This is a genomic window from Amycolatopsis coloradensis, from assembly GCF_037997115.1.
Taxonomy (GTDB): domain Bacteria; phylum Actinomycetota; class Actinomycetes; order Mycobacteriales; family Pseudonocardiaceae; genus Amycolatopsis; species Amycolatopsis coloradensis_A.
In genome coordinates, this window is record NZ_CP150484.1 from 1,613,195 (window position 1) to 1,637,441 (window position 24,247).

At 64.9% G+C, this 24,247-nt stretch carries 26 protein-coding genes, 1 tRNA gene and 1 pseudogene; 18 read left to right on the top strand and 10 right to left on the bottom strand.

Annotated features, from left to right (window positions below; all coding sequences use genetic code 11):
- Positions 1-3: 3 nt before the first annotated feature.
- Entirely contained in the window at positions 4-657 is a 654-nt protein-coding gene (locus LCL61_RS07350; protein WP_340686145.1) for a hypothetical protein, read from the top strand.
- Between the two features lie 4 nt (positions 658-661).
- Here LCL61_RS07350 and LCL61_RS07355 read toward each other — a convergent pair whose 3' ends face one another.
- From LCL61_RS07355 to LCL61_RS07365, 3 genes are all read right to left on the bottom strand, one after another.
- Positions 662-1,150, bottom strand: a complete 489-nt coding sequence (locus LCL61_RS07355; protein ID WP_340686146.1) for a GNAT family N-acetyltransferase — start codon at positions 1,148-1,150, stop codon at positions 662-664.
- Positions 1,151-1,717: 567 nt separating this feature from the next.
- Positions 1,718-2,383 carry a YdcF family protein gene (locus tag LCL61_RS07360; protein WP_340686147.1) on the bottom strand — a complete coding sequence of 222 codons (666 nt, stop codon included), beginning with the start codon at positions 2,381-2,383 and terminating at the stop codon, positions 1,718-1,720.
- Between the two features lie 358 nt (positions 2,384-2,741).
- The gene (locus LCL61_RS07365) at positions 2,742-2,969 is read right to left on the bottom strand and encodes a hypothetical protein (protein WP_340686148.1); all 228 of its coding nucleotides are present in this window, start codon (positions 2,967-2,969) and stop codon (positions 2,742-2,744) included.
- A gap of 413 nt (positions 2,970-3,382) precedes the next feature.
- On the opposite strand from LCL61_RS07365, the gene LCL61_RS07370 reads away from it, so the two are divergent.
- From LCL61_RS07370 to LCL61_RS07380, 3 genes are read left to right on the top strand one after another with little or no spacing between them, the layout of a single operon-like run.
- On the top strand, positions 3,383-4,465 hold the full coding sequence (locus tag LCL61_RS07370; RefSeq protein WP_340686149.1) for a DUF262 domain-containing protein: 1,083 nt from the start codon (positions 3,383-3,385) through the stop codon (positions 4,463-4,465).
- Positions 4,462-5,217, top strand: a complete 756-nt coding sequence (locus tag LCL61_RS07375) for an MAE_28990/MAE_18760 family HEPN-like nuclease (protein WP_340686150.1) — start codon at positions 4,462-4,464, stop codon at positions 5,215-5,217. Before LCL61_RS07370 ends, LCL61_RS07375 begins: the two co-directional genes overlap by 4 nt.
- Positions 5,214-6,281 carry a DNA cytosine methyltransferase gene (locus tag LCL61_RS07380; protein ID WP_340686151.1) on the top strand — a complete coding sequence of 356 codons (1,068 nt, stop codon included), beginning with the start codon at positions 5,214-5,216 and terminating at the stop codon, positions 6,279-6,281. The genes LCL61_RS07375 and LCL61_RS07380 overlap by 4 nt, the downstream gene beginning before the upstream one ends.
- Before the next feature lie 102 nt (positions 6,282-6,383).
- On the opposite strand, the gene LCL61_RS07385 is transcribed toward LCL61_RS07380, so the two are convergent.
- Positions 6,384-7,046: a YdcF family protein gene (locus LCL61_RS07385; protein WP_340686152.1), complete on the bottom strand. Its 663-nt coding sequence runs from the start codon at positions 7,044-7,046 to the stop codon at positions 6,384-6,386.
- Positions 7,047-7,060: 14 nt separating this feature from the next.
- Positions 7,061-7,828 (bottom strand): GntR family transcriptional regulator, encoded by a 768-nt coding sequence (locus LCL61_RS07390; protein WP_340686153.1) that lies wholly within the window; start codon positions 7,826-7,828, stop codon positions 7,061-7,063.
- A 168-nt stretch (positions 7,829-7,996) separates the two neighbouring features.
- On the opposite strand from LCL61_RS07390, the pseudogene LCL61_RS07395 reads away from it, so the two are divergent.
- From LCL61_RS07395 to LCL61_RS07430, 8 genes and pseudogenes are all read left to right on the top strand, one after another.
- Positions 7,997-8,457: pseudogene (locus LCL61_RS07395) on the top strand (hypothetical protein).
- A gap of 303 nt (positions 8,458-8,760) precedes the next feature.
- A complete protein-coding gene (locus LCL61_RS07400; RefSeq protein ID WP_340686154.1) occupies positions 8,761-9,009 on the top strand; it encodes a hypothetical protein in 249 nt (82 codons plus the stop codon).
- A complete protein-coding gene (locus LCL61_RS07405) occupies positions 8,987-9,241 on the top strand; it encodes an AMED_5909 family protein (protein WP_340686155.1) in 255 nt (84 codons plus the stop codon). Before LCL61_RS07400 ends, LCL61_RS07405 begins: the two co-directional genes overlap by 23 nt.
- A gap of 310 nt (positions 9,242-9,551) precedes the next feature.
- The gene (locus tag LCL61_RS07410; protein ID WP_340686156.1) at positions 9,552-11,129 is read left to right on the top strand and encodes an FtsK/SpoIIIE domain-containing protein; all 1,578 of its coding nucleotides are present in this window, start codon (positions 9,552-9,554) and stop codon (positions 11,127-11,129) included.
- Positions 11,126-11,512: a hypothetical protein gene (locus LCL61_RS07415; protein WP_340686157.1), complete on the top strand. Its 387-nt coding sequence runs from the start codon at positions 11,126-11,128 to the stop codon at positions 11,510-11,512. Before LCL61_RS07410 ends, LCL61_RS07415 begins: the two co-directional genes overlap by 4 nt.
- A complete protein-coding gene (locus LCL61_RS07420; RefSeq protein WP_340686158.1) occupies positions 11,512-13,134 on the top strand; it encodes a replication initiator in 1,623 nt (540 codons plus the stop codon). The genes LCL61_RS07415 and LCL61_RS07420 overlap by 1 nt, the downstream gene beginning before the upstream one ends.
- 19 nt (positions 13,135-13,153) lie before the next feature.
- Positions 13,154-13,372 carry a helix-turn-helix domain-containing protein gene (locus tag LCL61_RS07425; RefSeq protein WP_340686159.1) on the top strand — a complete coding sequence of 73 codons (219 nt, stop codon included), beginning with the start codon at positions 13,154-13,156 and terminating at the stop codon, positions 13,370-13,372.
- Positions 13,350-14,552, top strand: coding sequence for a tyrosine-type recombinase/integrase (locus tag LCL61_RS07430; RefSeq protein WP_340686160.1), 1,203 nt, complete (start codon positions 13,350-13,352; stop codon positions 14,550-14,552). Before LCL61_RS07425 ends, LCL61_RS07430 begins: the two co-directional genes overlap by 23 nt.
- Positions 14,553-14,646: 94 nt before the next feature.
- Here the strand turns inward: LCL61_RS07430 and LCL61_RS07435 are convergent.
- Positions 14,647-14,717: transfer RNA gene (locus tag LCL61_RS07435), tRNA-Gly, on the bottom strand.
- A 111-nt stretch (positions 14,718-14,828) separates the two neighbouring features.
- Between LCL61_RS07435 and LCL61_RS07440 the strand changes: the two genes are divergently transcribed.
- Both LCL61_RS07440 and dcd read left to right on the top strand, forming a co-directional pair.
- Positions 14,829-16,034: an oxygenase MpaB family protein gene (locus LCL61_RS07440; RefSeq protein ID WP_340686161.1), complete on the top strand. Its 1,206-nt coding sequence runs from the start codon at positions 14,829-14,831 to the stop codon at positions 16,032-16,034.
- Between the two features lie 13 nt (positions 16,035-16,047).
- Positions 16,048-16,629, top strand: coding sequence for a dCTP deaminase (gene dcd, locus LCL61_RS07445; RefSeq protein WP_125679521.1), 582 nt, complete (start codon positions 16,048-16,050; stop codon positions 16,627-16,629).
- Here the strand turns inward: dcd and LCL61_RS07450 are convergent.
- Entirely contained in the window at positions 16,626-17,810 is a 1,185-nt protein-coding gene (locus tag LCL61_RS07450; protein ID WP_340686162.1) for an FAD-dependent oxidoreductase, read from the bottom strand. The two genes, dcd and LCL61_RS07450, sit on opposite strands and share 4 nt — an antisense overlap.
- A 73-nt stretch (positions 17,811-17,883) precedes the next feature.
- Between LCL61_RS07450 and LCL61_RS07455 the strand changes: the two genes are divergently transcribed.
- Both LCL61_RS07455 and LCL61_RS07460 read left to right on the top strand, forming a co-directional pair.
- On the top strand, positions 17,884-18,342 hold the full coding sequence (locus LCL61_RS07455) for a MarR family winged helix-turn-helix transcriptional regulator (protein ID WP_340686163.1): 459 nt from the start codon (positions 17,884-17,886) through the stop codon (positions 18,340-18,342).
- A gap of 120 nt (positions 18,343-18,462) precedes the next feature.
- On the top strand, positions 18,463-19,155 hold the full coding sequence (locus LCL61_RS07460) for a CAP domain-containing protein (RefSeq protein ID WP_340688518.1): 693 nt from the start codon (positions 18,463-18,465) through the stop codon (positions 19,153-19,155).
- On the opposite strand, the gene LCL61_RS07465 is transcribed toward LCL61_RS07460, so the two are convergent.
- The 3 genes from LCL61_RS07465 to LCL61_RS07475 all read right to left on the bottom strand — a co-directional run bounded on the left by LCL61_RS07465 (position 19,149) and on the right by LCL61_RS07475 (position 23,186).
- On the bottom strand, positions 19,149-20,132 hold the full coding sequence (locus LCL61_RS07465) for a cation diffusion facilitator family transporter (protein WP_340686164.1): 984 nt from the start codon (positions 20,130-20,132) through the stop codon (positions 19,149-19,151). The two genes, LCL61_RS07460 and LCL61_RS07465, sit on opposite strands and share 7 nt — an antisense overlap.
- A gap of 30 nt (positions 20,133-20,162) precedes the next feature.
- A complete protein-coding gene (locus LCL61_RS07470) occupies positions 20,163-20,675 on the bottom strand; it encodes a DUF742 domain-containing protein (RefSeq protein ID WP_425341984.1) in 513 nt (170 codons plus the stop codon).
- A gap of 216 nt (positions 20,676-20,891) precedes the next feature.
- Positions 20,892-23,186, bottom strand: a complete 2,295-nt coding sequence (locus tag LCL61_RS07475; protein ID WP_340686166.1) for a (Fe-S)-binding protein — start codon at positions 23,184-23,186, stop codon at positions 20,892-20,894.
- 153 nt (positions 23,187-23,339) lie between these two features.
- Between LCL61_RS07475 and LCL61_RS07480 the strand changes: the two genes are divergently transcribed.
- The gene (locus LCL61_RS07480) at positions 23,340-23,666 is read left to right on the top strand and encodes a DMT family transporter (protein ID WP_125679527.1); all 327 of its coding nucleotides are present in this window, start codon (positions 23,340-23,342) and stop codon (positions 23,664-23,666) included.
- Positions 23,667-24,227, top strand: coding sequence for a TetR/AcrR family transcriptional regulator (locus LCL61_RS07485; protein ID WP_016338154.1), 561 nt, complete (start codon positions 23,667-23,669; stop codon positions 24,225-24,227). It begins immediately after the preceding gene.
- Positions 24,228-24,247: the final 20 nt, after the last annotated feature.

Consider the following 24,247-nt stretch of genomic DNA (forward strand, 5'->3'; position numbering starts at 1 on the left):
AGCATGTCGAGCGAGAACTGGCCGCTGAGTCAGGATCCCGAGTCGCCGGTGATCATCTCCCGGTCGCTGGTGGAGGACCCGTCGAACCTCGCGTTCGTCGTCCTCGACGACGACGGTGACTGGTTCATCAGCGACGGCAACGAGTTCTCCGAGGACATGGAGGAGAACAAGGACGCGTTCGGCGCGCTGCCGCTGCGGGAAGCGGTGGAGCTCATCCCCGAACTCGCCGCGCTCGCCGGCCTGCCCACCGGCATGGCCGCCGACTGGGATCCGGAGCGGCGCTCGTGGCTGCTGAGTTCGGTCGCCGACTCGGACGACGACGAGGAAGACCTCCTGGTGCGCGCCGCCCGCCTCGCCGCGTGGACGCATCCGGGCTCACCGCTGGAAGAAGTCCAGGTGAGTACTGAACTCGCCGAGATCTCCACCGACCCCGCCGCCCCGGCCCGCGCCGTGCGCCAGGTCGTCCGCGAGGCCGACGGCAGCTGGCTGCTCGTCGGCTTCCAGGTGCCGGAGAACGAGGACTTCGAGGTCGAAGCCCTCGAAATGGAGCACGCCGTCACCCTGTACCCGGACGTCGCCCTGGTGCTGAGCGCCGCGCCCGGCCAGGTGTACGACCGGCCGAGCGCCGACGCCCCCTGGGAACTCGTCGAAGGCTGACCCCTCAGCCGAAGTCGCAGTACATGACGTGCAGCCCGATGCGCCCCAGCGTCGGGTGCTCGAACGCGCCCGGCACCGTGCCGACGATCTCGAACCCGAGCCGCTCGTAGATCCGGACCCCGGCCACGTTCGATTCGGCGACCGCGTTGAACTGCATCCCCGCGAAACCCTGCTCCCTGGCCCACTGCAGAGCGTTCGCGCACAGCGCACCGCCGATGCCCTTGCCGCGAACTTCCTTGTCCACCATGAAACTGGCCGTCGCCACATGCGACCCGGGTCCGCCGCGGTTCGGCCCCATCTTGGCCGTGCCGAGCACACGGCCGTCCTCGACCGCGACCACCGTCCGGCCAGGCGAAGCCTCGATCCAGCTCGCGCGCGCGGCGTCCTCGGTGAGGTCCGGGTCGTAGGTGTACGTGTCCGCGGCCCGCACGACTTCGCGCACGATCGGCCAAACCTGCGCCCAGTCCTCTTCGGTGAATTCCCGGATCTCCATACCCGGCACGGTAACAACGCTGGGAAATCAATAACCGGTTCGCGGTTCTGCCGCCATCGCCAGACGAAGTCGGAAAGCAAGAGCAGGCCGGTGACCGTCAAACCCGAGCCGATCCAGATTTGCGTCGAGCCGGATTCCCGCTCGACGCGGCCTGGACAGAACGATGGTCGAAAACGCTCAGATCGCCGTCTTCCGCCAACGTGGCCAGCAAGCGGCGAACCTCGTCGTTCTGCTGTCGGGAGAAACCCGGGGAATTCAAGCGAGGCGTCCCGGAGCACTCCCGGACCCGTACATCTCAGCGGTTCCCCTGTGGACGCGTCGAGATATTGCCCTGTCGCCCCGCATTCGTCACCCGCCTTGGCGAAAACGACGGTGTACGGCCCAGGGGTGCTGCCCGTGTTCAAGCCGACGATGAGGAAGATCCCCGCCGACCAGGAGGAGCGGCACGCGCCAGAAGCCAGCCGCTCAGCGAGGGACGGGTCCCCGGCTTCGGCTCAGGTCGCGACAGGGCCGGTGACGCGGGACTGTGTGGATTTTGGGACATCTGACGTCCCGAAATCCACACAGTCACCAGTCCTGAGGCAAAAGGCGTTCTCTGAAGCCAACCTGGACCAAACGATCGTAAGCCTCGGCGACGTTGTTCGGGATGTCCTGCTGGACAGCGAAACCGCGCTCGGCATAGACGGTGATCCGTTGCGTGTCACCGACGAGCATGGTGATGACGCGGTCCACGTCGCCGATGCTCGCGACGTAGTCATCCAGCGGCAACGGTCGGGAAGCGCAGATGACGTCGACCCCTGGCCAGAGTTTCTTGCAGGTCGCGTAAGCGCGCCGCTGCTGGTACGGCCGCGAGATGAGGACGACAGATCCCACCTCGATGCCGCGAGAATCTAGCAACGCGCGCGTGAGCGTGATGTTGTCCCCCGTGTTCCGTGCCTCGGGCTCGACCAGGATGGCGTCGTCCGGCACGCCCAGCTCAAGTGCGTGTTCGCGGTAGTGCACTGCCTCGCCGCGAGGGAACCGTTCGACAGTGGTCGGCGCGTTCGCCCCGGTGAAGACGATGAGCGGGAACATCCCGGCATGGAACAGTTCCGCGGCGTAGGTGGCGACGCCGAGGTCGTGGCTGCCGAGTCCGATGCCGACGTCGGCGGGCCGGAGTTCGTGGTGCATGTCGTGGTAGTCCCAGAGCGTCCGGACGTCGGCGCGAAGATCGTCCGGCAAGGTTTCGGTCATCGGGGACTCCGAAGCAAAGCGAAAGCCCCAGGTCCTCAGTGGACATCCACTGAACTGGGGCTTTCGCGAGAGAGCGGATGACGGGAATCGAACCCGCGTATTCAGCTTGGGAACCAGGGTGATCATGCTGGAAAGTGCCCCTGACCTGCGGATTAGCCTGCCTCGCTGTGCCCGCCGTTGACCTTGGTTGACCGGCCCTAATGGCACGCTAATGGCATGACCTGGGCTCTGCCCACACCTCCCCCGCCATCCCGATACGAAGCCAGCACGCGGCCGGTGGTGCCGGGTCAAGGCACGCTTTCCCGCCTTGACGCGGTGCTACCGGCCGTAGTCATGATCCGGCTTCGGGGTGGTGGCTCTAGCGTTCGGGAAGCTTGCGGCTAAGCGTGTCCATGGCGCCAGCTAAGTCGGCTGCGCCCCGGAGGGTGATCGAGTCGTCTTGCATGTGCTTCAGCTGGTGATACACCGCCAGGATGCCCTCGACGCCGGCCAGCTGGATCGGGTCCGCGTTGTCTCGGCCATGTTCGAGGGCTTCGCGTGCTGCGGAGGCGTGTGCTTCTGCTGCGGAGCGGTCTGAGGTCGGCATGAGATCGACCCTGCCAGCGGCACTGGGCTGCGTAACTAGGCCGATGAGTTGATCGTCGTCAGCGGTGGCGCGCTGTGCGGTCTACCGGTCCGGCGAGCCCACCCGGCGGGCGGCGGCCGGAGCGGAGCGGCAGGCCGTCCGTCCCGCAAGCGGGTGGGCCGACGAACGGGAGGTGACGTGCGCGCCGCCGCCGGCGGCGCGCCTTGATCCCAGAGAGCCAAGTTCGGCAGACCTCCGTGTCCTGGTCGGGTTGCGCTGTGTGTGCGAGCCATCAGAGCTAGCCAGCTAGCACTTAAGCCGGGGTTGACACGCCGGACTGCTACAGGCATGCGGATGCCGAGTTGGTGATCGGTCCATTGTATTATGGGCAGTTAGACAGGAGCGGCACGCGTACTCGGGCTACAGGGGTGAAGATGTCTAAGGCACAAAAGGTGGTCGAACCTTCGGCCGATGACATCTTAGCGGCTGAAGCTCAGATCGTAAGTCAATCAAAAAGGATCGAGTTCTACATTACGGAGTATTCCGTTGAGATCCTTGCGATGAAGGTGCGAGACGGCGAGTACGAAGTCCCTGCCTACCAGCGCGAATACACTTGGGAAGACGAGAGAAAGTCTCGGTTCATCGAGTCTCTGCTTATGGGGCTTCCGATACCATTCATCTTCTTCTGGGAGATGCCTGATGGTCGCCTTGAAATTGTTGACGGATCACAACGTCTTCGGACGATCGAAGAATTCATCTTCGGCGGCTTTCGGCTTGGCCCGCTGGAGCAACTTACTCATGTAACGGGTCTGACCTTTAAGGATTTGCCGCAGTCTAGGCAGCGAAAAATACTAAATCGTTCGATTCGCGGAATAATCTTAAATGAGCATGCAGATGAAGCTGCTCGTTTCGATATGTTCGCAAGGATCAATACCGGAAGCAAGATCGCAAACACTGCAGAGGTCCGCCGCGGTGCATTGATAGGCCCCTTCTTGGATATGATCATCGATTTGTCTACTAGTCAAGAATTTGTTGCAATGACTCCGATGTCTACCAAGAGTGTGCGCGAGCGTGAGCGCGAAGAGTTGGTAACTCGATTCTTTGCATACGGTGATGGACTCGATGATTACCGGGATCGACCGTCAGACTTCTTGTTTCAGTACTCGCGCAAAATGAACGAGACGTTCAAATCCGATCCAGCGCTTGTCGACGAATATAAGCGTCGATTCTATGCAACAATGAAGTTTGTTAGCCAAGTTTTTCCGAACAACTTCTCTAAGACTGCGCGGAGCTCGGCTACGCCGCGGGCTCGATTTGAATCTATCGCTATAGGGGCCGCAAGTGCCCTAGTGGAAGACCCCGCGATCGCGAGCAAGACGACGGCTGAGCTTGGGATTGCCGACTGGATTGAAGATCCAGGCTTCATAAAGGTGACAAACTCCGATGGCGCAAATGCGCGGTCCAGGCTTCGCGATCGCATCGAATTTGTTAGAGACAAGTTGGTGGGCAAGTCGTGAATAGCGCTGACTTGCTTTCATTCTTTGACGATCGTTTCGCTGAAATTGAAGATTATGTTTCATTTCTAGAGGACGTCGAGAAGGCCGCTCAGTTGGGTGCTCCAAAGATCGGTTCTTTTGCTGCCCGGATAAGCCCGGCGCAACAGAAAATCTTGTACTCAAGTCTATATTTGCAGCTCTATAATCTGGTAGAAGCTGCCGTCTCACTATGTGTGGATTCAGTTGTTGAGTCTGCGGTGCGCGACGGACGTTGGCGGGTTGACGATCTTAACGAGAGCATGCGACGCGAATGGGTTCGCTCTATGGCTCGAACCCATCAGTCTGACATGGCTCCAGATAATCGCCTTAATAGCGCATTGAAAATGTGTGAGCATCTCATAAATCAGCTGCCGGTGGCGAGCTTCCAGGTTGAACGTGGTGGTGGTGGAAACTGGGATGACGAAAGTATCTACGAGATTACTAAAAGACTTGGCTGCAAGCTTTCGATTTCCCCTGCCACAAACGCTCTCGCGAAACGCTCGATACGTGATAATTTGGGGCCCTTGAAGCTCGTCAAGGATCGAAGGAACGGGCTAGCTCATGGCTCTGTTTCTTTCGCTGACTGCGCTGATGGGGTTACGGTTTCTGAGTTAAAAATGGTAGCTGAGGCAGTGGGCAAGTACTTGCGTGAGGTTATCACCTGTATTGGAACTTATGTTGATTTGAAAGAATTTCTCAATCCCGCTGGCATGCCTGCGAGCGTGAATCAGTGAGTCAAAAGAAGGCGTCGACACGTCGAATCCGTGCAGTTGATCTATTTTGCGGCGTTGGAGGGCTTACGCATGGCCTCGTGCGAGGAGGGATAGAAGTCGCTGCTGGGGTAGACCTGGATCCACTATGCCGCTTTCCTTTTGAGGCTAACAATAAGGCAAAATTCATTGAGGCTGACGTAAAAGAGATTGACGTAGACCTGATCGGCTCCTTCTACGATGGCGCCGAGTACAGCCTTCTTGCTGGTTGTGCCCCCTGTCAACCATTCTCCTCGTACAGTCAGGCTGGACGCAAGGGTAAGCGTTCGGGCGATTGGGACTTGGTTGGCAGCTTCGGCGAATTGGTCGAGAAGATCCAGCCGGACCTGGTTACGATGGAAAACGTCCAGCAGCTTTCTACGCATTCGGTCTTCGCGGACTTCCTGAAAAGTCTGAAGGGTTACCATGTGCGGTGGAGCATCGTGGAATGTGCGACCATTGGCGTTCCTCAGTCGCGAAAGCGTCTAGTGCTGTTCGCCTCCAAGCTGGGGAGCGCTGGGCTCGAAATAACTTCGTCGCGTCGGCGGATCAGGACTGTGAGGCAGACTATCGGGTCTTTGCCTAATATTGCCGCAGGCGAAAAGCATGTTGACGATCCTCTCCATGCCTCTTCCCGGCTCAGTCAGATCAACTTGAGGCGCATTCAAGCCTCAAAACCTGGCGGGACTTGGCGAGATTGGGAACCGGGTTTGCAAGCTGCATGCCATCAGAAGGAGTCCGGTGCGAACTACTCCAGCGTCTACGGGCGAATGGAGTGGGATAAAGTAGCGCCGACCATCACGACCCAATGCTTCGGTTTTGGGAATGGGCGATTTGGTCACCCTGAACAGGATCGAGCTATTTCATTGAGGGAAGCGGCAATGCTGCAGACATTTCCCCGGTCGTACAAATTTGTTCGCCCGGACCAAGCGGTACGCTTTAGTCAATTGGGTCGTCTGATTGGGAACGCGGTACCTGTTCGGCTCGGCGAAGTGATTGCGGAGACTCTCGTCGATCATGTGGCTATGCACAGCAACTCCGTTGAATAGTAACTATGTGCGGCGACGCTTCAACAGCTTGAGTACTTGAAGGAAGGTGCCGCTTCGCTTGGTCGACTTGCCTAAGAATGGGAAGCTTTCTTGACTCGGCAGTCAAAGTAAACGCTGCGTGAAGCCATGTTTCACCAACTGGTCGTACGAGTCTTTGACTTCTGCGGGAATTTCTTGGGCAATCGCGAAGCCGCGTTCGGCGTAGACGGTGATGCGCTGGGTGTCGCCGACCAGCATGTTGATGACGCGGTCCACGTCGCCGATGCTCTCGATGTACTCGTCCAGCGGGAGCGGCCGCGAAGCGCAGATGACGTCGACCTCGGGCCAGAGCTTCTTGCAGGTCGCATACGCGCGTCGCTGCTGGTACGGCCGAGAGATGAGAACGACCGACCCGACCTCGATGCCGCGTGACTCCAGCAGCTTTCGAGTGAGCGTGATGTTGTCTCCAGTGTTCCGCGCCTCGGGCTCTACCAAGATCGCGTCATCGGGTACGCCCAGCTCAAGCGCATGTCCGCGATAGTGCACTGCCTCACCGCGCGGGAAGCGTTCGACGGTCGTCGGCGCGTTGGCCCCGGTGAAGACGATGAGCGGGAACATCCCGGCGTGGAACAGTTCCGCGGCGTAGGTGGCGACGCCGAGGTCGTGGCTGCCGAGTCCGATCCCGACGTCGGCGGGCCGGAGTTCGTGGTGCATGTCGTGGTAGTCCCAGAGCGTCTGGACGTCGGCGCGGAGGTCGTCCGGCAGGGTGGTCGAACGCTCGGGCATCTGGGTCTCCGGGGTCAGTCGGGGATCTTGAAAGTGTAGGTCCAGGAGAACCGGCTTGCGGCGTGCACGCCTCGTGCGAACTCGACCACGCGGCCGTCCTCGGTGTACGTGCGGCGTTGCAGGACCATGACGGGTTCGCCTGCGGGCAGTTCGAGCTGTTCCGCCTCGTCGGGCGTCGGCATCCGCGCGTAGAAGGTCTCGGTCATGGTGTCCGGCTCAAGACCTTGCAGGGTGAGGACCAGAAACCCGCCGCCTCGTCCGGCTGGGCCGGGGGTTGGGTCGACGATGGGCGTGCCTTCGACGTCGGCGGGCCGGTAGTAGCTGGTGAGTACATGGGTGGGCTGGCCGGCGTCCTTGACCAGTCGTGCCCGCTCGTAGACCGGTGATCCGACGATGACACCGAGGGCGTCGGCGACCTCTCGGTCAGCTTCGATCTTGGCGACGGTCTGCGTCTGGTCGGTCGGCTTCCAGTCTCGGCCGGACGCTTCACGGTCTGCGACGAAGGCGACGGTATCGCCGTACTTCCACTTGCTCTTCGCGTACCGATCTTTGCCCAGGCGCTTCATGGGCGGGCGTGCACGAACGACTGTCCCGCGTCGTCTGATCGGCGTGACCAGTCCTTCGGCTTCGAGGACCCCAACGGCCTTGCGAACGGTGTTGACGTTGACGTCGTACTCGTTGGCCAGCTCGTCTTGCTTGGGCAGCGTGGTGTCCGGGGCGTAGTCGCCCCGCTGGATCGCGTCTCGCAGGATCGCGGCCAGCTCTCGGTAGCCAGTGCCCACCTGGTCCTCCTTCGTCGGTCGATAACGCTAGCGGTATCACCCCATCATGGTCTACGGAGCCCGATAGAGATAGTTCTATTGACAACTTGCGCAGCGAAGCGCTTAATAGAACTACCTCTAACAGGTGCAAGTCCGGTAGGGCTCCAGAGACGACAGGAGACAGACGACATGGCGATCGCCAAGGGACACCGTTTCGAGATCGACTTTGATGCCGCGTTCCCGCTAGGGCTGGTGATGGTCGGAGAGGTCGCGCCGGACAACGAGTACCAGTCGCGGGAAGACCGCTCCGCAGGCCGACCTGTTCGTCAGCGGGTCGACGAAGTGACGGGCAAGCGGCAGTGGAAGGCCACGGTCACCGACCCGAGCGAGACCAACTCCAAGCGCGCGTCTTACGACGTCACGTTCCTGGCCGATGTGCAGCCAGTGCCGACCACGTCGGAGGTGCTGCCGGGTATGCGGCCGATCGAGCTGGATGGCTTGACGGCTGAGCCGAAGGTGGCTGGTCAGGGCGAGTTCAAGTACCAGTCCTACGTCTTCCGCGCGACCGGTTTCAAGGCTGCCGCATCGGTGGCGCATCCAAGTCGGGCCGTGCATCCAACGCTGCCGAGTCCACGCCCAAGGCGGCGTGATGACGGGCCGGGTGCCTGGCACTGAGGGCGTGGCCGTGGTTCCACCGCACCTGGTCCAGAGCTGGGAGGTGGCGTATCGCCACTACGGCGCGATGACGCAGCGGACTGCGCAGGGCGGGGATGCCCTGGCGGCGCATGACATGGCTGTCGCTTCCTGGGCGGTGGCGTCGGCGTGGCGGGAGCTGGCGGCTCAGGGTCAGTTGCCGTGGTGGGTGCTGGCTGCGGTGTCGGCGGCTGCTGAGGGGTTCGAGGAGAACGCGCGGTCGTGGGAGATGCGCGCCTACAGCGAGGAGAGTCAGGGCCGTGGCGTTCAACGCGATGTGGAAGCCGGGGCGGCAGGCGGTCGCGGGGATGCAGGGCAATGGTTCGGCGAACCCGGCTCTGGTGATCTACCTGGATCCGGACAGCCTGGCGATCCTGCCGCCGTCCGATCCGGCCGAGTGGCCGGAATTCATCCGGCTCCTTCGCCAAATCCGCGACAGCGCGGACGAACTGGCCGTGTTCCTCGACAAGCACAAGGCGGTGCGTGATGACGACGCCCGGCCGGAATGAACCCCAAACCCTCCGAGACGCGCACGCGGTCGCCTCGGCCCGCAGGCCGAAGCCGGGTTCGAACCTGGAGACGTGGCTGAAGTTCCACAAGGAGAACGCGCGCATGTACCGCGCTGTGTCCGATGTGGACCGAGGACATCACCACGAACTTCGTTACTGGGTGGGCTATGAGGAGCGGATGGCCGAGGAGGTGGCCGCGCAGATCCAGAAGGGGAAGTCGCAAGCCAGCTAGAAACTGAATGACAGAGCGAAAAACGCGCGTGGGGACGTGCGGCGTGCAAACACGTCCTCACGCGCTGTGCAAGTCCCGTAAGGCGCAGAACCGGTAACTGGCCTAGGAAACCTCGCCGGTCCTGCGCTGTCCACAACCTCTGGAAGTGAACAATGACAACGCTAAACGATGGCAACAAGCGTCCGCTAGACGGGGTCACCCGAACGCGCTGCACGGTCTGTAAGCGGTTCGCGAAGCTCCTGTCCGGTGAGACCGAATGTGCTCCCTGCCGGGGAATGCTGCCGCTGGACCTGACCGGCGGTGGTCGCCGATGAACGCTAACGGGATCGGTCTTCTCCTCGTCGGCGGCGGGGTGCTGGGTGTGGTGGTGTGGCTGCTGCACAAGCTCGGCCGCGCCCTGGCCACGATCGCGGAAGTCCTCGCCGCCGCTATGGTCGTCTTCATCGCCCTGTGGTCGGCCGTGAAATTGCTGGGGTGGTTGGGAAAGCAGGTATTCCAACACTGGCGGACCAGCCTCGGCGTGCTCGCTGCGGTGGCCTGGTGGCAGTGGCTCGGCTGGCCGTCGCTGGCCATCACGACGGGTTCGGTCAGCGTGGTGCTGGTGGGGTGGCGGCTGCTCGACGTGGTGTCGTTCGACCGGTGCTGCGGCCGGTTCCTACGGGCGTGGTGGCTGCGCTGGTTCACCTACGCCCGGAAACTGTCCGGCTGGCTGCACGCCTGCGGCCTCTCTATATCCGACGGCACCGTGCCCGTCGAAGTCACGGTCAACCTCGTCGGCCGCCGTCGCAAGGCGGTTTCTCATGCTGCGGCGGGTAGTGCTGCGATGCAGGTGCCGAAGGTGCTGGGGGTGAAGTCGGGGCCATCCTGGGATGAGGTCCGCATCCAGCTCGTACCGGGACAGAAGCCGGAAGACTTCGACGATGCCGCCCGTGCGTTGGCGGTCGCTCGTAAGGTCACGCGGTGCCAGGTGCGAGAGCTGGAACCCAACGTCGTCTCGCTGGATTTCCAGCGTCGTGACCTCCTCAAGGCTTCGGTGGACTGTGCGGAGCTGCCCGACCTGGCGGCCGTCGACGGCGCGGATCTGCGGCGGGTGTTCGCCGGACGGACCGAGTACGGGAAGGACTGGCGGCTGCCGCTGACCGGTCCGGGCGCGCACATGCTCGTCGCCGGGGCCACCGGAGCCGGAAAGAACTCGGTCATGTGGTGCCCGCTTGTGTCGGCGGCGTCGGCGATCCGGGCCGGGACGGTGCGTATCTCGGGGATCGACCCGAAGGGGATGGAACTCGCCTACGGACGCGGGATCTTCGCCCGCTACGGGGTCGCGGGGAAGGACGCGATCGAGGTCCTGGACGACCTGCTCGACGGCCTTGAGACCCGCAAGCGCGAGTTTGCCGGATTGACTCGTGAGGTTCCGATCTCCAAGGAAAACCCGTTGGAGGTGCTGGAGTTCGACGAGATCGGGGCACTGACCAAGTACACCGACCGCAAGACCCGCGAAGCCATCGTCGAACGGGTCGCCATCCTGACCACGCAAGGTCGGGCACTGGGTTACACGGTGCGTGGCTACGTGCAGGAGCCGACGAAGGACACGGTCCCGGTTCGGGAACTGTTCCCGCGTCGAGTGTGCTTGCGTGTCACCTCGAAGACGCACGTCGGGATGGTCCTCGGTGATGGCGCCTACGAACGGGGTGCCTGGGCCAATCGCATTGAGGAATCCACGGCTGGCGTCGGCTACATCTGGGGCGAAGGCATCCGCGAACCGCTGCGGGTCCGGGCTGGCTGGGTGCCGGACGAGACGGTCAAAGCCTTGGAGAACTACGTCACCAACGGCGGCGCCCACGTGGTCGACCTTCCTGTCCGCCGTGGTGGCGAGGAGGTGGCGGCGTGAACCGCGTTCTGGTGTTCCTCGATGCGATCCGCGATCACCTCGACTCCTACGCTTTTCCGCCGGTTGCGTCCGTGCGGGTCGGGTTCGGCCCGGACCCGGTGTCTGTCCAGCTCGATGCCGATGGTCTGACGGACGTGGCACGGAGCCTGGTCGTCTGGGCGGATTCCCTGGACAACGTGACCGCCTCGATTTGGCGGGTGCCTCATGGAGGGAGCGTGCACCTGGAAGTCCAGGGCCGGACTCCCTGCGGCATCCCGGTCGCGGTCTACGGCGGTGTCCAGTTCGACGAAGCGACCTTCCCGGACCTGCCTGCGGGGATGCGGCAGGAGATGCCGGTGTTCGTGCTGCGGCAGTGGAACACGCCTGGGGAGGTGGCGGCCTGATGAGTACGAATGAAGCCGCGGTGACCCCGCCGGCCAACTCTCGGGCCGCTCGGATGCGGGAACCCCTGGCCTCCGACGTGGTGAAAGCGACCGCTGAGAAGCACGGCGTGTGCGTTCGGCCGTTCACGATGGAGGTGGGCGACACCGACACCGGAGAACTCCGCTACGTCCCGGTTCCCTGCGGCTCGACCGTCGAATCGGTCTGCCTGCCCTGTGCCCGCAAGGCCAAGGCGCTCAGGCAAGTCCAGTGCCGCGAGGGCTGGCACATGACCGAAGAACCCGACTTCACCGCAGAGCCACCGTCCCAGATGCAGACGGAGCTGCTGGCGTTCCGGGCCGACCTCGTCGCCGCCTATCGGCAAGAGACGGACCAGGCCGAAGCGGAGGAGCTGCGGGAGGAGATCCAAGGAGTCGACGACGAACTTCGGCAACTCGGCATGCGGGGCCGTCTCCCCTCGATCGACCTGCCCATGAAGAAGGCGGTGAAGCGGTCAACGAAGCGGCGACAGGACGCGCCGAATCTGCCTCGGCGCAAGGTCGCGAAGACCACGGTCGGACGTGAGTACGCGGGGCGTTTCCGGCCGTCGATGTTCGTCACACTCACATGCGACACCTACGGCCCGGTCCGCTCCGACGGCGCACCGGTCGACCCGGCGACTTACGACTACCGGCGGGCCGCTCGGGACGCGGTCCACTTCTCCGCACTGGTGGACCGGTGGTGGCAGAACCTCCGGCGCGTGGTCGGCTGGGACGCGCAGTACTTCGCGACCGTCGAACCCCAACGGCGCGCGGCGCCCCATCTGCACGCGGCGATTCGGGGATCGGTCCCGCATGACGTGATCCGCCAGGTCACAGAAGCGACCTATCACCAGGTCTGGTGGCCCAACCATGACCAGGTCGTCTACGTCGACCGGATGCCGGTCTGGGACGGCGACACCAGAGTGTTCGTCGACCCGGACACCCGCGAACCGCTGACCGATTGGAACGACGCGATAGAGGCCGTGGAGCACCCGGCGTACGTGGTCACCTTCGGCCGTCAGGTTCACTCGAAGGGCATCCTCGGCGGCTCCGAAGAGGCTGGGCGGCACATCGGCTATCTGACCAAGTACCTCACCAAGTCCACGGGTGAGGTGGTCGAAGCCGACACGGCGAGACAGAAGGATCACCACGACCGGTTGCACGCTGAGCTGTCGGTGACACCCTGCTCGCCTCGGTGCGCGGTGTGGTTGCTCTACGGCATCAATCCCAGGGGCGCCAACGGGAAAACGACTCCGGGGCATTGCAAGGGGCGGGCTCACCGGCGGACCACGCTCGGCCTGCCGGGGCGTCGAGTGCTGGTGTCGCGCAAGTGGTCGGGCAAGACGCTCGTCGACCACAAGGCGGACCGGAAGGCGTTCGTCCTGCAAGCGCTGGCGGCGGTCGGGATCGAGAAACCGGCACCGGACCCGGCGCGGCTGGTCTGGCGCAAGGTCGATTCGAGCGACGCGAACGTGCCTCCTCGGGACCACCTGGTGATGCACGCGATCTCTGAACGGATCACCTGGAAAGCCGAGTACGACAGGGCGCTACTCGCTGCGCAGAGTCCGCCGGATCTTTCGGCAACTCAGGGTGTGGCTGCTTAGGAACTGGGGGAGGGAACACATGGAAGCCAAGTATCTGACGGTCGAAGAGGCGGCTGCCTACCTGAACACTGGTGTCCGGCTCGTGCGGCGGCTGATCGCGGAACGACGCATCGCCTTCCATAAGGCGGGGGTCCATGTCCGTGTCGCTCTCGGGGATCTGGAGAGCTTCATGCAGGCAGGGCGGGTAGAGCCGATCACGCGCGCATCGGTCCGCCGTGACCTGGGAAGGGCGGCCTGAGATGGCGAACAAGCGTGGGCATCGTGGGTTCGGGACCGTTCGGCAACTTCCGTCCAAGCGGTGGCAGGCTCGCTATCCCGGTCCAGACGGAATCATGCGACCGGCGCCGGACACGTTCGATACGAAGCGGGCCGCCGAACGCTGGCTGTCGTTGACGGAAACGCAGGTCACACAAGGCGAGTGGATCGACCCGGAGCGGGCAAAGCGCAAGCTCGGCGACTACGCGGACCAGTGGATCACCCAACGGCCGGGGTTTCGTCCGCGTACGGTCGAGCTGTACAAATGGTTGCTGCGTAAGCACATTGCGCCGGACCTCGGCGGGGTCGAGCTGGGCAAGCTGTCCACGGCGATCATTCGGCAGTGGCGTGCTGACCGGCTGACGGTTGGTGTTTCGGAGTCTGTGACGGCCAAGTCCTATCGGCTGTTGCGGGCGATCCTGAATACAGCAGTGGAGGAGGACAAGATCCTGCCTCGCAACCCGTGTCGGGTCCGTGGGGCCGATCGCGAGAATCCGGACGAACGACCGGTGATCACCGTGGCCCAAGTGTTCGACCTGGCTAGCCGGATGCCGGAGCGCTTCCGCGCCCTGGTGCTCCTCGCTGCGTTCGGGTCGCTGCGGTGGGGCGAGGTGACCGCATTGCGTCGGTGCGACGTCGCCGAAGATGCAGGCTGGGTTCGGGTGTCGCGCGCGATGGTCGAGGTTCCCGGTCGCGGGCTTGTAGTCGGGCCGCCCAAGTCGAGGGCGGGTGTCCGGACGCTGATCATTCCGGCGGCGGTCCGGCCTGACCTTCTGCGTCACCTGGAGACGTGGGTCAAGCCTGAGCAAGACGCGCTGCTCTTCACCGGTGAGCGAGGTGGGAACGCGGTACGTCGGCCGAATTTCAGTCAGCGGACGAAGTGGGTCGAGGTCGTGGAGAAGATGGGCCTCAAGGGCCTGCACTTCCACGACCTCCGGCACGCGGGGAACATCTGGGCGTCGAAGGCGGGCACGTCGACCAAGGACCTCATGGCGCGGATGGGGCATGACGACATGCGGGCGGCCCTCATCTACCAGCGAGCGACGAGTGAGGCCGACGCGCAGATCGCGGACCGACTGTCCAAGCTCGTCGACCGACACCGCAAGGGCACGACTCCGGACGACGACGAAGATCAGGACGGCCAACCGGTCCCGGTCGGCTAATGGCACGTTAATGGCACGCGAGCACCGGCGGCCAGGCAAAGCGAAAGCCCCAGGTCCTCAGTGGACATCCACTGACCTGGGGCTTTCGCATCTGAGCGGATGACGGGAATCGAACCCGCGTATTCAGCTTGGGAAGCTGATGTTCTACCATTGAACTACATCCGCAGTGCGTGGCAAGCATACATGGTCCGGATCTCCCCTTGCCAAGACCCACCCCATCCTTGACGTCGCCCGCGAAAGTGACAACACTTGTTGTCGAACTCGGAGGTGATCCGGATGGGCGAGCGGCTGCCTGATCCCGAACTGTTCCGTCAAGGCGGGTTCCGGGTCGCGTCGAGGTTGTTCATCGAGGGCGACATCAGGGGCGACGAGCGCCAGGTGGACCGGTTGCGGCGATTCGCGCAGCGGGAGGATCCGGCGGCCGACGTGCTGGTGCCGCTGTTGCGCGAGGGTGCTCAAGGCCAGTTCGAACAGGCGCTGCGGCAAGGCATCGACAGCGTCGAGAGTCCGCCGGAGGCGCTCGAAGCCTTCTTCCGCGACGTCGAGGCGACGCCGTACTGGGTCGATTCGGACCGGTTGGATCGCGGAGCCCGTGCGATCACGCGCGCCGGGTTGCTCGGTCTGTTCCCGCTCGGCGACGTTTCGCTGATGGGCGGCTACCTCGCGTCGCGCGCCACGAAGGCGCTCGTCGGCACCGGCGAGATCGAGTACAAGGCGGCGCGGCGCCTCGTCGAGACGGCGACGTGGTGGATCCACGTGACGACGCCCGGCGCGCTGGTGCCCGGCGGGCGCGGGTACGAGTCCGCGTTGCGGGTGCGGATCGTGCACGCGCACGTCCGCGCGGCCATGAACCGCCGCAAGGACTGGGATTACGCCGCTTGGGACAAGCCGGTCAACCAGGTCCAGACCGCGGGCACGCTCCTGCTCTTCTCGCTCGTCTACGTCTTCGGCACGCAACTACTCGGGCTCCGCTACAGCGCCCGCGAGCGCGCCGACATCCTGCACCTTTGGCGTTACGTCGGCTGGCTGATGGGCGTCGACGAGGAACTCCTGCCCGCCGGCGAGGACGACGCCTGGCGTCTGCTGTGGCTGCTCGCCACCACCGAGTTCATCCCCGACGACGATTCCAAACGGCTCGCCGCGGCGCTCATGAAGTCCCACGCCGCGATCGGCGAGGGCCGGGGCGCGGTCGGCAAGGTCCTTTCGCACGTTTCGGTCGCCGGGCACGGGGCGATCAGCAGGCTCCTGCTGGGCAAGACCAACGCCGACTTCCTGGAGCTGCCCGACGATCCGCTCGCGCAGGCGACCGTGGTCGCGGTGGCGGGCGTCAACTTCGCCGCCGAGACGGTCCGGCGGATGGTGCCGGGCGCGACGGCGCTCCAGGAGCTGATCGGGGCCGCCGGACGGCGCCATTATCTCCGGCAGGTCACCAAGGTGTTCGGGCTCGACCCGACCTACGGCAGGCACATGAAGGCCGCTTGACTACGCTGACCGCGTGCTCCTCAGCGACCGTGACCTCCGTAAAGAGCTCGACGCCGGCCGTCTCGGCGTCGACCCGTTCGACCCGACGATGGTCCAGCCGTCGAGCATCGACGTGCGACTCGACCGCTACTTCCGCGTGTTCGACAACAGCAAGTACACGCATATCGACCCGCAGCTCCAGCAGGACGAGCTGACCTCGCTGGTCGAGAAGGAGGGCGAAGACCCCTTCGTCCTCCACCCCGGCGAGTTCGTCCTCGGCTCCACCTACGAGACCGTCACGCTCGCCGACGACCTCGCCGGCCGTCTGGAGGGCAAGTCCTCCCTCGGCCGCCTCGGGCTGCTCACGCATTCCACCGCGGGCTTCATCGACCCGGGCTTCTCCGGCCACATCACCCTCGAGCTGTCGAACGTGGCGAACCTGCCGATCACGCTCTGGCCGGGGATGAAGATCGGTCAGCTCTGCATCTTCCGCCTGTCCAGCGCGGCGGAGTTCCCGTACGGCTCGAACGAGGCCGGTTCGCGCTACCAGGGGCAGCGGGGGCCGACCCCGAGCCGCGCGTACAAGAACTTCCACCGCGTCGACACCTGGCGCTAAGCCACCGGGGCTTCCCAGTCGATCCGATGCCGCCACATGAAGGCGTTCGGATCCTCCTCCGGCAGGTTCTTGAACGCCCGCGTGAGGAAGAAGTCCCGGATCACCCGTCCGATAGGCCCTGCCGCTTTCGAGTCGCCGTTGCGCTTGCCGCGCTCGACGACGGCTTCGACGCGCTCGCGTCGCAGTCCTTCGTAGACGGCGAGCGCCTTCGGGATCGAGGGCACGTCGCGCAGGCATCGCGCCAGCGTGACGGCGTCCTCGATGGCCATCGCGGCGCCTTGCCCCGCCGCCGGTGAGGTCGCGTGGGCGGCGTCGCCGAGGATGACCATCCGGTCCGTCCGCCAGGCCGGCACGCTCGGGAAGTCGTACGTCGCCCACGGCCGGTAGATCTCCCGCGTCGCGCGCACGATTTCGACGGCCGGGGTGCGGTCCACCGCCAATTGCCGGATCAGGTCCTCTCGCCAGGTGGTCGGCACGGCGAGGTCGGCCGGAGACGGCTCATGCTTCCGGGGCACGTTCGCGAACCACCAGACGCCGCCGTCCGGGTGGACGATGTGGGTGAAGAACAGCCGCTTGCCGAACGTCATGTGCATGACGCCGGGTTCGTCGTCCAGCCGCAGGCCCTCGGCCACCCCGCCGGTGTTCAGCAGCGGCACGTAGCGCGGTGACGGCGCCCGCGGGTCGATGATCGTCCGCACCCGCGAGCGGAGCCCGTCCGCGCCGATCAGCAGGTCGCCCTCGGCCGTCGAGCCGTCCTCGAAGGTCGCGAGTACATCCGAAGCGGTCTCGCGCGCGTCGGCCAGACGCTTGCCGTAGCGGATCTCGATGCCGCGTCTGACGGCTTCGTCGCGAAGCCCGATGTACAGGTCGGAGCGCAGCACGGTTTGGCTCACGGTGCCGTCCTCGAGCTTTCCGCCGAGCGCGAGGTCGGCCAGTTCGCGGCCGTCGCCCAGCCGCATCCTGATCCGTGGTGTGTCGAATCCCAGGCCCTTGACCAGGCCTTTCAATCCCAGTGGGCCCAACGCGTCGAGTCCGTTCACCGCGAGGGTCAGGAACGCGCCGACGCCCTCGGCGTTCCGGCCGTACGCCTCGTGGATCACCGGCTCGTGGCCCGTCTCGTGCAGTGCGATCGCCGTGATCGTGCCCGCGATACCCCCGCCGGCGATCAGTACCTTCGCCATGTTGTTCACCCCATCGAATATCTTAGAAACTAATTCGTTCTGTCGAACTAAAGACTCCGCTAGACTGGTCGACGTGTCAAGCGAGCGGGCGGAACTGATCGAACGAGTCCTCGGTGGAGCGCGAGCGCTGTCGACGGAGACGGTCATGTTCCACACCGCGATCGCCGAGCAGCGCGGTCTTTCCGCCGTCGAAAGCAAGGTGACCGACTACCTCGCCCGCTTCGGGCCCCAGACACCGAAGGCGCTTTCGCGACTCTCAGGGCTCGCGCCGGCCTCGATCACCGCGCTCATCGACAGGCTCGAGAGCAAGCGGATCGTCACCCGGAAACCGCATCCCGAGGACCGGCGAAAGGTCCTCATCGAGATCGACGGGGCGATGATGGCCTCGGTCGCGCCGCTGTGGGATCACCTGGTGAAGTCGGTCCGTGAGGCCTGCGAGAACTACGCGGACGGTGAGCTGGAGACCGTGATCAGGTTCCTCGCCGACGCGACGGCGATCACGCGCGACTCCACAGGCCGTCTCGGCCGCTGACCGTATTACTACTTTCGGGGGTATTGCCGTAACCAGTTCGTGATAGTTTTCGGCCCCGTGTCCCCCAATAGAACACGAAGCCGGTTACTGCTTGTCACGCTCAGTGTCCTGCTGGGCGGGGTGATCGCCAGCGCGAGCTACCTGATGGTGACCGATCGGTTCCAGGGCACCGCGCTGAGCAACCTCTCGTTGAGCGTGCCCGACACCAAGGGCAGGTCCGGTGACGCGCTCGCCAAGCCTCCCGCCTACTTCGGCCAGACGTCCGCTCCGGCCCCTGGCGGCCCCGTGTCCGGCTCGCCTGCCCCGACGTCGTCTTCGGCCGCCCCCACGTCTTCCTCCGCGCCGCCGAGTTCGTCCTCCGCCGCGGCCGAGCCCCCCGCTCAGACCTCCGAGGCTCCCAAGCCCACTCCGAGCAAGGCGCAGGAGACGCCTCGTTCGCAGGACAGCTCGCTCGCCGGGCAGGTCATCGACCTCGTCAACGCCGAGCGCGCCGACGCCGGTTGCTCACCGGTGAGCAACGAGTCGCATCTCGCCGCCGCCGCGCAGGGCCACAGCGACGACATGTCGGCCCGCAACTACTTCTCGCACACGACACCGGAAGGCGTCACGTTCGACCAGCGCATCCGCGCCGCCGGCTACGACAAGCCCGGTGCCGAGAACATCGCCAAGGGCCAGTCGAACGCCGCCAAGGTGATGGACGCCTGGATGAACTCCGAGGGGCACCGCGCGAACATCCTCAACTGCAAGCTGAAGAAGATCGGTGTCGGCGTCAACACCAAGGGCATGTACTGGACGCAGAACTTCGGCTACTGACCCTTGCCCCAGTCGCCGTAGCGGGCGAGCACGGCCGCGCGCAGCTCGGCGTCCGTGCGCGGGACGGGTTCGATGAACACCTCGGTGACGTCGCCGAAGGCCTCCGCCAGTTCGGCCGCCATCCGGACGCAGGCGCGTTCGACCTCCGCGGCGCCGAGTGAATCGTCGAAGTCGACGCGGGCGCAGACGAGCACCTGGTCGGTGCCCATCAGCATGGTCTGCAGGTCGACGACGGCCTCGATCTCGGGTGCGCCCATCAGGTGATCCCGCACCCCGCGCACCAGCCTCGGATCCGCCTGCCTGCCGATCAGCAGGCCGCGGTTGGTGCGCCCCAGCATGTAGGCGACCAGCGCGAGCAGGACACCGATCGCGATCGACGCCGCGCCGTCCCAGACATGCGAGCCGGTGAGCTGGTGCAGCCCGATGCCGGCGAACGCGAGCAGCAGGCCGATCAGCGCGGCCGAGTCCTCGAACAGCACGGTCTTCGGCGCCGGGTCGTCGATCATCCGCAGATAGACCGAGACCTTCTGACCCGACTCGGCGGCGTCGCGCCGCACCTGCCGCACGGCCTGGAACCACGAGACGGATTCGAGGGCGAACGCGATCGCGAGCACGACGTAGCCGACGATCGGGTCGGTCTGCTCGGTCGCTTCGCCGAAGACCGTCGAGAAGCCTTCGTAGAGCGCGAACATCGCGCCTGAGGCGAAGATCGACACCGCCGCGAGCAGCGACCAGAAGTACCGTTCCTTGCCGTAGCCGAACGGGTGAACGCGGTCGGCGGGCCGGTCCGACCGTTTCAGCGCGGTCAACAGGAGGACTTCGGTGATCGTGTCGGCCACCGAGTGCGCGGCTTCCGACAGCATCGCGCCGGAGCCGGTGATGATCCCGGCGATCAGTTTCAGCACGGCGATGGCGAGGTTGACCCCACCCGCCAGCACCACGGTCAGGGTGCTTTCGTCACCGGATTCTTCACTCACCTCGCGTAGCGTAGTGCGAGTGCGGTGATCTCACAGGCGACGCAATCCCTGCAGGACGCGTTCCATCAAGGCGAGTGCCGGATGACCGTCGAATTCAGCTTGCGTTTCATGAACGGTGACCAAACCGAGTTCGGCCATATCACCCAAAAGGACCTTTGCAACGCCGAGCGGAACGCTTAGTGACGCGGCTACTTCGGCGACCGAAGTAGGACGTCGGCAGAGCGATCTCACGGAATGGAATTCGACGCTGAACCCCGGCGCGTTCCACGGCGCGTCGTTCCGGACGGAAATCATCGCTTCGATCGCGAAGTTTCGTTTGGACTGGGTGCGTCCGCCCGTGCGGACGTACGGGCGGACGCGCGTGCGACGACGTTCCTGCCGCGGCGGCCGCCGGGCGGCCGGGATGCTGGGGATGGTCGCTTCCTGTGTCATCCTGGCGAATGCCGCGGACGAAGGGACGCGGGCCGGTGGGCGAACGGTCGGTGATCCCGGCATCGCGAGCCGGTGCTCCTTGATCGAGCGGAGTTCGTGCCGGTTGCCCATCGATTCCTCGCCCCCTTTTTTTGTATCCGCTGCAGCCTATCGCCACGGTGTACCGCCGAACGGGTAACGGGACCGAATGGTCCGTACGCCATAAAACAAGAGGGGGGGGGAGCGCTGGAGTCCTACATCGGGACGGCCTCCCATCGCGGTCTCGCCGGCGCGCAGCTGGCCNTCTCGCATTATGTGCGAGAGAATGTCCCCTCCGGTTGTGACGTTCTACTTGTCTTCCTCCGGAAGCGGGGTTCCGGTGGCCGTTTCGTCGGTGGGCACGTCGGCCTTTCCGTCGAGTTCGGCGTCCGAGACGGCGTCCAAAGAGGGCGCTCCCGCCGGAACCAGTTGCGGCTCCGGCTTCCGCTTGACGGCGGTCAGCAGCAACTGGGCGACGTCGACGACCTCGACCTTCTCGCTCGCCTGTCCGTCGCTCTGGCGCGCCGTGACGCCGTCGGTGAGCATCACGCGGCAGAACGGGCAACCGGTCGCGATCTTCGACGGGGCGGTGCCGAGCGCTTCGTCGACGCGCTCGACGTTGATCCGCTTGCCGATCTTCTCTTCCATCCACATCCGCGCGCCACCGGCACCACAGCACATCGAGCGGTCGCCGTGCCGCGGCATTTCGCGCAGCTGCGCGCCCGAAGCGCCGACGAGCTCACGAGGAGCGTCGTAGACCTTGTTGTGGCGGCCCAGGTAGCACGGGTCGTGGTAGGTGACGTCCTCGGCGACCGGGGCCACCGGGGTCAGATGCTTCTCCCGCACCAGGCGGTTGAGCAGCTGCGTGTGGTGCACGACGTCGAACTGGCCGCCCAGCTCCGGGTACTCGTTCGCGAGGGTGTTGAAGCAGTGGGCACAGGTGACGACCACCTTGCGCGCCTTGCGTTCGCGGCCCTCGAAGACCGAGTTCAGGATCTCGACGTTCTGCTGCGCCAGCATCTGGAACAGGAACTCGTTGCCCGCGCGGCGAGCCGGGTCACCCGTGCAGGACTCCTCGGAGCCGAGCACGGTGTACTTGACGCCGGCGATGTGCAGCAGCTCCGCGACGGCCCGCGTGGTCTTCTTAGCGCGGTCCTCGAACGCGCCGGCGCAGCCGACCCAGAAGAGGTACTCGGTGTCGCCGAGGTCGCCGTCGAACACCGGCACCTCGAAGTCCAGGTCCTCGGTCCAGGCGAGCCGGTCCTTGGCGTTCTGGCCCCACGGGTTGCCCTTGTTCTCCAGGTTCTTGAACATCCCGTTGAGCTCGCTGGGGAACGCGGACTCGATCATCACCTGGTAGCGGCGCATGTCGACGATGTGGTCGACGTGCTCGATGTCCACCGGGCACTGCTCGACACACGCTCCACAGGAAGTGCAGGACCACAGCACCTCGGGATCGATGACGCCACCGTCGTCGCCGATGAGGGCCTTCTGGGACTCCGCGATCGCGAGGACGTCGATACCGGCGTACATGTTGTCGCCGGACAAGCCGACCTCGTCACCGGCCATGTCGCGCTTGCCGCCCGCGAGCAGGTACGGCGCCTTCGCGTAGGCGTGGTCGCGAAGCTGTGTGATGAGCAGCTTCGGCGAAAGCGGCTTGCCGGTGTTCCACGCGGGACACTGCGACTGGCAGCGGCCGCATTCGGTGCAGGTGGAGAAGTCCAGCCAGCCCTTCCAGCTGAAGTCCTCGATCTTGCCGACGCCGAAGGTGTCCTCGTCCGGGTCCGCCTCTTCGAGGTCGAGCACCTTGCCGTTGCTCATCATCGGCTTGAGCGCGCCCAGCGCGACGCCGCCGTCGTCCTCGCGCTTGAAGTAGATGTTGAAGAAGGCGCTGAACCGGTGCCAGGCGATGCCCATGGTCATCGTGCGCGCGATGACGATCAGCCAGATCGTGGCGCTCATCAGCTTGACGAACGCGAACACCGACACCAGGTCCGGGCTGGCGGGCAGCAGCTCACCGATCGGGTGCGAGACGAACGCGGCCCAGATCGGGGTTTCGTGGACGTTCAGCGCGGACTTCGCGGCGCGGACGCCGATGATGCCGATGCCCTCGATGAGCACGACGGCCTCGATGAAGTACGCCCACTTGAAGTTGGAGCCCTGGAAACGGGACTGCCGGTCGGCGCGACGCGGGTGGTTCTTCTGCCGGATCCAGATCAGCACCAGGATGCCGACGATGGTGCCGACCCCGAGCAGCTCCATGAGCAGCTGGAACAGCGACCAGTCGTCGAGGATGGGCCAGCCCCACGTCGGGACGAAGACCTCGCCGTACGCCTCGAACAGGGCGAGCGACCCGATGAGGAAGCCCCACATGACCAGCCAGTGCGCCGGGCCGACGCTCTTGACCTTGTTCATGCGGGTGTGCGCGGCGAATTCCTTGATCAGGGTCTTCATGCGCGGGATGAACGGGCCGTTGCGGGTCGAGTCCGGCTGACCGAGGCGGATCACCCGCACGAAGCGGGCGATGGTCGCGAAGAACATTCCCCAGGCGACGACGCCGAGCAGGACCGCGATCCCGCCGAGCGTCAGCTGTACAGCGCCCATCTTCGGGTGCCTTTCGTCCGAGTGAAGCGTGTGGTGGTTCGGGCAGACTAATGCTTCTTACTGATGGGTAACCCACTGACCGCGCCCAAGTCCCACCGATGTGGTGTACGCCTCTCTTTGTTTTAAGACGATCGTCCAGGTAGTTTTTGTGACATGGGTGCGTACCTTCTCCTCGCTTTGGCCATCGCCGCGGAGGTGTCCGCGACGGTGTCGTTGAAACTTTCCGAAGGCTTCAGCAAGGTGGGCCCGTCGATCGTCGTGGTCGTGGGATACGCCGTCGCGTTCGTCGCGCTCGCCTACGTGCTGAAGGCGGGCGTGCCGGTGAGCATCGCCTACGCGATCTGGGCCGCGGCCGGGGTCGCGCTGGTGGCGGCCGTCGGCATCGTGTTCTTCAAGGAGCCGGTCAACCTGTCCGTGATCGCCGGGCTGGTGCTGGTGATCGGCGGTGTCGTGTTGATCGAGGCAGGAGGCGCACATTAAGTGAAGATCCAGGTCGACGGCCGGAAGGCCAGGGGCGAGAAGCGGCGCGAGGAGATCATCGCGGCCGCGCTGCGGGTGATCGAACGCGACGGCGTCGCCGGCGTCACCCACCGGACGGTCGCCGCCGAGGCGGGCGTGCCGACGGCTTCGACCACCTATCACTTCTCGAGTCTCGACGACCTGCTGATCGCCACCCTCATCTCCTGCGCGAGGGATATGGCGACCGAGGTCTACTGGATGATCGACCGCGCCCGCTCGCGCGGCAGCCGCGGCGCGGAAGAGGTCGCCGGCCTGCTCGCGGAGGCGCTGGGCCCGCGTCGCGGGCGGACGATGGCGGAGTACGAGCTGTACCTGCTGGCCGCGCGCAAACCCGAACTGCGGCCCGCCGCCCGGCGCTGGCTGGACGTGCTCACCTCGATGGTCCGGCACGACGACGAGGTCGCGTTCCGGGTGTTCCTCGCCGGGATCGACGGCCTGCTGATCCAGGGCCTCATCGACGATGAACCGCCGTCCGCGGAGGAGCTGCGGCCGGTGGTGGACTACCTGCTGAAACCTCGTTGACCTGCTGGGTAGCGTTCGGA

What these genes read in the sequence shown, in the direction of transcription:
- LCL61_RS07420 (WP_340686158.1), top strand. Translation starts at nt 11,512, where the DNA reads ATGAGTACGAATGAAGCCGCGGTGACCCCGCCGGCCAACTCTCGGGCC.
- LCL61_RS07385 (WP_340686152.1), bottom strand. Translation starts at nt 7,046, where the DNA reads ATGCCCGAGCGTTCGACCACCCTGCCGGACGACCTCCGCGCCGACGTC.
- LCL61_RS07475 (WP_340686166.1), bottom strand. Translation starts at nt 23,186, where the DNA reads ATGGGCGCTGTACAGCTGACGCTCGGCGGGATCGCGGTCCTGCTCGGC.
- LCL61_RS07410 (WP_340686156.1), top strand. Translation starts at nt 9,552, where the DNA reads ATGAACGCTAACGGGATCGGTCTTCTCCTCGTCGGCGGCGGGGTGCTG.
- LCL61_RS07440 (WP_340686161.1), top strand. Translation starts at nt 14,829, where the DNA reads ATGGGCGAGCGGCTGCCTGATCCCGAACTGTTCCGTCAAGGCGGGTTC.
- LCL61_RS07405 (WP_340686155.1), top strand. Translation starts at nt 8,987, where the DNA reads ATGACGACGCCCGGCCGGAATGAACCCCAAACCCTCCGAGACGCGCAC.
- LCL61_RS07470 (WP_425341984.1), bottom strand. Translation starts at nt 20,675, where the DNA reads ATGGGCAACCGGCACGAACTCCGCTCGATCAAGGAGCACCGGCTCGCG.
- LCL61_RS07480 (WP_125679527.1), top strand. Translation starts at nt 23,340, where the DNA reads ATGGGTGCGTACCTTCTCCTCGCTTTGGCCATCGCCGCGGAGGTGTCC.
- LCL61_RS07425 (WP_340686159.1), top strand. Translation starts at nt 13,154, where the DNA reads ATGGAAGCCAAGTATCTGACGGTCGAAGAGGCGGCTGCCTACCTGAAC.
- LCL61_RS07360 (WP_340686147.1), bottom strand. Translation starts at nt 2,383, where the DNA reads ATGACCGAAACCTTGCCGGACGATCTTCGCGCCGACGTCCGGACGCTC.
- LCL61_RS07370 (WP_340686149.1), top strand. Translation starts at nt 3,383, where the DNA reads ATGTCTAAGGCACAAAAGGTGGTCGAACCTTCGGCCGATGACATCTTA.
- LCL61_RS07355 (WP_340686146.1), bottom strand. Translation starts at nt 1,150, where the DNA reads ATGGAGATCCGGGAATTCACCGAAGAGGACTGGGCGCAGGTTTGGCCG.
- LCL61_RS07365 (WP_340686148.1), bottom strand. Translation starts at nt 2,969, where the DNA reads ATGCCGACCTCAGACCGCTCCGCAGCAGAAGCACACGCCTCCGCAGCA.
- LCL61_RS07450 (WP_340686162.1), bottom strand. Translation starts at nt 17,810, where the DNA reads ATGGCGAAGGTACTGATCGCCGGCGGGGGTATCGCGGGCACGATCACG.
- LCL61_RS07350 (WP_340686145.1), top strand. Translation starts at nt 4, where the DNA reads ATGTCGAGCGAGAACTGGCCGCTGAGTCAGGATCCCGAGTCGCCGGTG.